Raw genomic sequence first — 5,978 nt, 5'->3', positions numbered from 1 at the left:
TTCATTAGGATATCTATTTAAATAACAAAAAGGGAATAAGTATAGAGGATAAGTAGCTACAAGCGGTAATATTTTATGAAAAAATTACCGCTTGTAATTCAAAGAAAAGATTAGCTTCTATTGCCAGAATTTCTTCTTAGAAGTTTGACCAATTCCCGGATTAAAACTATTGGTAGGATCAAGTTGCTTATAGAATTTTCGTAATTCCGGCTTAGCTTCATATAAATGTCCGACATTATGTTCTGCCGGATATTGTGCACCTCTAATATCAAGCAATTTTAGCATCTCGTGCTCCAAATTCAGGCAATCTACTCCTTTTTTCACAATATAGTCTTGATGGAAAACGTGGCACATAAAATGCCCGTAATAAAGTTTATGGATAATTTTAGAATCAACTTCCGCTGGAAGTTTCTCAAACCAATCTGCATCATTACGACGTAAAGCTACATCTAATGCCACAATATCTTCAACCTCTTTAGAATGAATTGCTCTATAGCGGATTGCTGCTGAAGCCACTGCAAAGCGGTGTAACATAGCCGCTTGAGTTTCTACTGCATCGCACTCAAAGTAATTTCCTCTACTTGAGTTTGCAAAGTAATCTTTTAAAAATTCTCGTGCTTCTTGCACACCTTTTCCACCCATCTTAATGATTAGATGATGTTCATATTGATCTCGATACTGCCATAATTTCTTTGGTAAATGTTCAGGCAAAATTTTACTCACTGATTGTAATAATTTATCACTCAAATCTGCAGGTAAAAAGCTTATCTTCTTAGCAAGACGATCTACTTTCGCTTTTACCGAGAACAGCTTTGGCAACCAATGCGTACCAAATTTTTTTATCACCCAGAAAGTGTCTTTCCCATAATTTGCGGCAATATCAAAGGCATCACGATGAATATATTCACCTGAAATTGGCAATGATTCAAACTGCCCTAACATAGCACGTCGCACATCATTAAGTACTTCTGTTTGATTTGTGCCAAGATAAAACACGGCTGTCTCTTTTTCTAATGGGAAAGTATCTAATCTTACTGCAAAAATAGCGAGTTTCCCGGCTGAACCTGATGCCTCATAATGGCGAGCCGGATCGGCATTAAAACGAGCCGGTGAATCTGCATCAACTTGACGAACATGATGGCAATAGCTGTGATCATGACCTCTTCCACACTCATTTTGAATATCTTTTCGTTGATAACGACTTTCTTGTAAATTCGTTAAAATTTCTTCTGGTGTATCGCCTAAATCTATCCCCAAATGATTTTTTAACTCTAGCTCACCTTGCTCATTTAATTGTGCATAAAGTGCCATTTCTGTATATGCCGGACCTCGTTGAACTAAAGCACCGCCTGAATTATTACATACGCCACCAATAACAGAAGCTCCAATGCAAGATGAGCCGATTACTGAATGCGGTTCACGCCCATATTTTTTAAGTAAAATTTCCAATTCATTTAACGTTGAACCGGGTAAACAAACCACTTGTTCAGCTTTATTAATTAATTGAATACCGTCAATACGCATTGCATTTATAATAACAATATCTCTATCATAATCATTGCCACTTGGTGTTGAACCGCCTGTTAGACCTGTATTTGCAGCTTGGTTGATGACAATCACATCTGCCGCTACACAAGCTTTTACTATATACCAAAACTCCAGTAATGTAGCAGGGCGAACAACAGCTAATGCATTACCTGTGCCAAAACGATAACCGGAACGGTATTCCTCATTTTTTAATGGATCAGTAATGATGTATTTTTCACCGACAATTCTTGTTAATTCTGAAATTAGTTGCTGAGAGGTCATTTTGTTACTCCTTTGTAATAAAAATAAAACAATTGTAAAAATTTTAACAAAAAAGACCGCTTGTTTTTGTGAATTAGCTCACAAATTTGTAAACTTTTAATAAATAATGAATTGACACTTAAATATCTTGCAAACGTTGTTTTTGTTCACCCTGTTCATCGAAATTATCCGGGCTTAACCAAGCCTCAAGACGTTTCTTAATAGTTTTCCATTCAGAATCTAACATCGAATACCAAGCGGTATCCCGATTTCTGTGATGATAAACCTGAGCTTGTCGGAAAATCCCTTCAAAAGTAAAGCCTAAACGTTCAGCAGCTCTGCGACTTCGCTCATTTAAACTGTCGCATTTCCATTCATAACGCCGATATTTCAACTCTTCAAATACATAACAGGCTAACAAATATTGAGCTTCCGTAGCAATTCGTGAACGTTGTAGCTGTGAAGAATAAATCACAGCTCCTACCTCAATAACTCGGTTTGCAGGATCAATTCGCATTAAACTAAATGTTCCAATTGCTCGCTGGGTTTGCTTGTCCATAATAACCAATAAATAAGGATCGCTTGCTTGTTCTTGCTGCTTTAAAAATTCAGAGAATGTATTTTTATCCCCAAAAGGTCCAAAAAAAGCAGGTAAATATGTCCAATTCTTAAGTTCTGAATCTGTACCGTAAACACGCCATAAATCATCAAAATGGCGAGAGCTATTCAACCTTTCTAAATAGCAATACTTCCCTTCTACATATTGTAGTGATGGCATTTCGCCAGCTGAAAAATGACTAACTTCTTCTCCAATCAGTTGATTAAATTGATTTTTTCTCATTGTTGCCTCTTGTAAAAAATAACGAAAATCAAACCGCTTGCAAGCCGAGCCTAATCCATTTTATCAGCTCATCAGATTCTTCGATCGCTAACTCAGGTATAGACCAATAGTGCATTTTTTGCACTTTTCCTTTCGCAAAATAGCTAAATTGCTCTGCATTTTCTGCCAAGAAAAGGGGTAAAGTTTCTATTTTGGTTTTTACAAAAATACGATAATCTTTGCTGATAATTGCCACAATTTTATCGTTATAAAACAAGCAATATGTACCAAACATTTTTTTCGCTCGCAAACCTGAAATGGACGAGAGTTGATCTAACAAAAAATGAACAAATTCCGTATCAGCCATAGTTGCTCCTATGAGGATAGATTCAGGTTATAATACACAAATTACAGGGGGAATGATATGAAAGTCGGATTAGTGTTGGAAGGTGGCGGTTTGCGGGGAATTTTTACCGCAGGCGTATTAGATGTATTTTTAGATGAAAATATTCATATAGACGGTGCAATCGGGGTTTCTGCCGGAGCACTGTTCGGTGTGAATTTCCCATCTAAACAAAAAGGCAGAGCATTACGATATAACAAAAAATATGCTAAAGATAAGCGTTATATGGGGATTCACAGCTTGCTCACGACGGGAAATATTGTGAATCGTGATTTTGCCTATTATGAACTTCCCTCGACTCTTGACCCATTCGATCAAAAAGCCTTTGAACAATCCGGAATGGATTTTTGGGTAACGGTAACCAATGTGGAAACGGGCGAGCCTGAATATATTAAAATCACCAATGCTTTTGAGCAGATGGAAGCTTTTCGAGCTACCTCATCAATGCCTATTGTTTCAAAAATCGTAGAAATTGATGGCAAAAAATATTTAGACGGCGGCGTTTCGGATAGCATTCCTGTACAGAAATTTATTGAAATGGGCTACGATAAAATTATCGTCGTACTAACTCGCCCGCTTGAATATCGCAAGAAACCGAGCTCAATGTGGCTGTTTAAGTGCTTCTATAAAAAATACCCGAAATTAGTCGAGCGTTGGGCTAATCGCTATTCAGAATACAATCAAGCTGTTGAGCAAGTTATTCAACTCAATGAAAAGCAACAAATTTTCGTTATTCGCCCAAGCAAGACGCTTAAAATCGGTCGATTAGAAAAAGATGTGAATAAGATACAGGCAATGTACGACTTAGGTGTGGAAGATGCAAAAAATGCCTTAACTGGACTAAAAGCTTATTTGGCAAAATAGCCAAATTCCATTTGCCTAAAACGTTCAAAAAATATATTATAGACGTCTAGATGGAAATACTTCCAAACGAAATTTCAACAAGCGGTTCATATTTGTAAATTTTTTACAACAAACGCTTGCGTTTGAACGTTGGCTTTGCCAACGGCTCCGAAGGAGCGAGCGTAGCGAGTAAAAAAGACCGCTTGTTATTATTTATAATCCGATATTTAAGATAGAGAGGAATACAATGGCAATTAATTTATTTACTTCTGAGTCCGTTTCAGAAGGGCACCCGGATAAAATCGCAGATCAAATTTCAGATGCGGTATTAGATGAAATTTTAAAACAGGATCCAAAAGCTCGTGTTGCGTGTGAAACTTACGTTAAAACAGGTATGGCATTAGTAGGCGGTGAAATTACCACTTCTGCTTGGGTTGATATTGAAAACTTAACTCGCCAAGTCATTTGCGATATTGGCTATACTCATTCAGATATGGGCTTTGACGCTCACTCTTGTGCGGTATTAAATGCTATCGGTAAACAATCTCCGGATATCAATCAAGGCGTGGATAGAGCAGATCCATTAGAGCAAGGTGCTGGCGACCAAGGGATTATGTTTGGCTATGCAACCAACGAAACCGAAGTGTTAATGCCGGCTCCAATCACTTACGCACACCGCTTAATGGAACAACAAGCGAAAGTACGTAAATCAGGTAAATTAGACTGGTTACGCCCGGATGCAAAAAGCCAATTAACCTTTGCTTATGAAAATAACAAAATTATTGGTATTGATGCAGTGGTGCTTTCTACCCAACACGCTGAACATATTTCACAAAAAGATTTGATTGAAGGTGTGATGGAAGAAATTATCAAGCCTGTTCTTCCTAATGAATGGTTAAGCCAAAATACCAAATACTTCATTAACCCAACAGGCCGTTTCGTAATTGGCGGACCGATGGGCGACTGCGGTTTAACCGGACGTAAAATTATTGTTGATACCTACGGCGGTGCAGCACGCCACGGTGGCGGTGCATTCTCGGGTAAAGATCCATCAAAAGTAGACCGCTCCGCGGCTTATGCTTCTCGCTATGTAGCGAAGAATATTGTTGCAGCTGGTTTAGCCGATCGTTGTGAAATTCAACTTTCTTATGCAATTGGGGTTGCTGATCCAACTTCAATTATGGTAGAGACTTTCGGTACAGGTAAAGTTAGCAACGAAATATTAGTGAAATTAATCTACCAAAACTTTGATTTACGCCCTTACGGTTTAATCAAAATGTTAGATTTAATCAAACCAATTTACCGTGAAACCGCTGCTTATGGTCATTTCGGTCGTGAGCATTTCCCTTGGGAAAAAACAGATAAGGCAGAAGCATTAAGAGCTGGAGCAGGTTTATAATAATAAGCCCTAAGTTTTATAAAACTTAGGGCTTTGTCTTTTTTCTAGATAACTAGACTAAATTCCCCTTCACTAATTTCCTTAAATATCTTAATAAAATGTCCTTTGTATTTTTAAAATAGCCTTTAAAATACATTAAACTCGCGTAAATAGCACATCTTGTAAGCTCCTAGAATTCTCAATTCCGTTAATGTGATTTTGTTTTTACACGAAGTATATACTGTGATTATGATACTAAAATGATTAAACTCACTCTCATAAAACACATCATAACTTCGATAAAATACCTATAAACAATGCTATCAGGAGTAACTTATTTGAGTGATAGGTAACAACACAGCTAATTATCTGTTAGAACAGCAACTTTATAAACCTTGCTATTAGAAGCAACTTCCCCAAAAAACTCAACCGCTTGCAACCTCATTTCAGGTAACAAGCGGTCATTTTGATACCTTATTTTGCAAAATAACCTTCTATGCTATGGTTATGGTTATGGTTATGGTTATGGTTATGCTAAGATAAAAAACAAAAACCCCTAAGTATCTCTACTTAGGGGCTCTTTATGTCTTGTTTATGTTTATGTCTTCGTTCTTTTCTTCTGTCTCTTCCGCTTTCGCTTTATTTAGTCAGTCTACTACTATCTCATTCTATCTACTAATAAACTCACTAAATAAAAACCCGACGATGCTCTACTCTCACATGGCGAATCACCACACTACCATCGA

Annotated in this window: 5 protein-coding genes; 2 read left to right on the top strand and 3 right to left on the bottom strand. The window is 37.3% G+C overall.

Annotation, left to right across the window (positions count from 1 at the left end):
- Positions 1-117: 117 nt before the first annotated feature.
- The 3 genes from dld to ACJHV0_RS06250 form a co-directional block, all read right to left on the bottom strand.
- Positions 118-1,809, bottom strand: coding sequence for a D-lactate dehydrogenase (gene dld, locus ACJHV0_RS06260; protein ID WP_483133688.1), 1,692 nt, complete (start codon positions 1,807-1,809; stop codon positions 118-120).
- Positions 1,810-1,927: 118 nt separating this feature from the next.
- Positions 1,928-2,629, bottom strand: a complete 702-nt coding sequence (locus ACJHV0_RS06255; protein WP_483133687.1) for a GNAT family N-acetyltransferase — start codon at positions 2,627-2,629, stop codon at positions 1,928-1,930.
- A 28-nt stretch (positions 2,630-2,657) separates the two neighbouring features.
- Positions 2,658-2,975: a TfoX/Sxy family protein gene (locus ACJHV0_RS06250; RefSeq protein WP_176672260.1), complete on the bottom strand. Its 318-nt coding sequence runs from the start codon at positions 2,973-2,975 to the stop codon at positions 2,658-2,660.
- Between the two features lie 57 nt (positions 2,976-3,032).
- On the opposite strand from ACJHV0_RS06250, the gene ACJHV0_RS06245 reads away from it, so the two are divergent.
- Together ACJHV0_RS06245 and metK are read left to right on the top strand one after the other, a co-directional pair.
- Positions 3,033-3,875 (top strand): patatin-like phospholipase family protein, encoded by an 843-nt coding sequence (locus ACJHV0_RS06245; protein WP_483133686.1) that lies wholly within the window; start codon positions 3,033-3,035, stop codon positions 3,873-3,875.
- Between the two features lie 226 nt (positions 3,876-4,101).
- Positions 4,102-5,253, top strand: coding sequence for a methionine adenosyltransferase (metK, locus tag ACJHV0_RS06240; protein WP_483133685.1), 1,152 nt, complete (start codon positions 4,102-4,104; stop codon positions 5,251-5,253).
- Positions 5,254-5,978 lie beyond the last annotated feature (725 nt).

It is taken from the genome of Mannheimia sp. (genome assembly GCF_056854775.1).
The sequence above is the reverse complement of the archived record's forward strand: the minus strand, read 5'-3'. Positions and strand labels throughout refer to the sequence as shown.

Excerpts from the sequence above, each read along its gene's own strand:
- dld (WP_483133688.1), bottom strand. The coding sequence starts at position 1,809 with ATGACCTCTCAGCAACTAATTTCAGAATTAACAAGAATTGTCGGTGAA.
- ACJHV0_RS06255 (WP_483133687.1), bottom strand. The coding sequence starts at position 2,629 with ATGAGAAAAAATCAATTTAATCAACTGATTGGAGAAGAAGTTAGTCAT.
- ACJHV0_RS06250 (WP_176672260.1), bottom strand. The coding sequence starts at position 2,975 with ATGGCTGATACGGAATTTGTTCATTTTTTGTTAGATCAACTCTCGTCC.
- ACJHV0_RS06245 (WP_483133686.1), top strand. The coding sequence starts at position 3,033 with ATGAAAGTCGGATTAGTGTTGGAAGGTGGCGGTTTGCGGGGAATTTTT.
- metK (WP_483133685.1), top strand. The coding sequence starts at position 4,102 with ATGGCAATTAATTTATTTACTTCTGAGTCCGTTTCAGAAGGGCACCCG.